This window comes from Acetobacter fabarum (assembly GCF_011516925.1).
Taxonomy (GTDB): domain Bacteria; phylum Pseudomonadota; class Alphaproteobacteria; order Acetobacterales; family Acetobacteraceae; genus Acetobacter; species Acetobacter fabarum.
Genome location: NZ_WOTG01000053.1, coordinates 1 through 924, shown reverse-complemented (window position 1 = coordinate 924; position 924 = coordinate 1). Strand labels below are relative to the sequence as shown.

Genomic DNA, 924 nt, shown 5'->3' with positions numbered 1-924 from the left:
TAAGTGTCTGACCGAAAATGAGTTGAGTGATTTCAGCAGGTTATGATTCATGGGTTTGCGATAACCTGATGAGATCAAGATGGCCTGGACTGAAATCACCCGCGCGCAGTATCGCCGGGACGACCTGGAGTATGCAAGCGACCTTCGCGATGCGGAGTGGGCGCTGATTGCGCCTTTGATGCCCGAGAAGAAACGACTGGGGAGACCACGACGTACGGATTTGCGCCGGGTCATGGAGGCGATCCTCTATATCGTCACTACGGGTTGCCAGTGGCGACAATTGCCTCGTCATTTTCCCGCCTTCACGACCGTGCAGGGCTATTTCTACCGTTGGATCCGCGAGGGACGATGGGAAGCGATAAACCATATTCTCGTGATCCTGTCGCGTGAGCAGGACGGGCGAGACGCCACGCCTTCGGTAGGCATTATTGACAGCCAGTCGGTTAAAACTGCTGAAAACGGCGGTCCACGCGGTTATGACGCGGGCAAGAAGATCAGGGGCCGCAAGCGGCATATCACGACCGATACGCTGGGTCATGTCGTGGCAGCCGTCGTGCATCCCGCCGACATTCAGGATCGTGATGGCGCGCCGCTGGTAGCGACCAGAATACGCTCATTGTTTCCCTGGCTTCGCCATCTGATCGGTGACGGCGGGTATGCCGGCGAGAAGTTGCGTGGTGCGCTGGCTGAACTCGGCCGATGGACGATCGAGATCGTCAAGCGTAGCGATCGGGCCGAAGGCTTCGTCGTCCTGCCCAAACGCTGGATCGTGGAGCGCAGCTTTGCATGGCTCGGACGCTGCCGTCGCCTCACGAAGGATGTCGAGGCAACAATCTCGTCATCCCACGCGTGGTTGATGATTGCCCATATCCGCAGAGTTCTGCGAAAAATCAATCAAACCGCTTTCTGATTCAGGCTCTAAGG

At 57.4% G+C, this 924-nt stretch carries 1 protein-coding gene; it reads left to right on the top strand.

The features are described from left to right. Positions 1-79: 79 nt before the first annotated feature. Positions 80-910 carry an IS5-like element IS1032 family transposase gene (locus GOB83_RS14665; RefSeq protein ID WP_035366909.1) on the top strand — a complete coding sequence of 277 codons (831 nt, stop codon included), beginning with the start codon at positions 80-82 and terminating at the stop codon, positions 908-910. Positions 911-924: the final 14 nt, after the last annotated feature.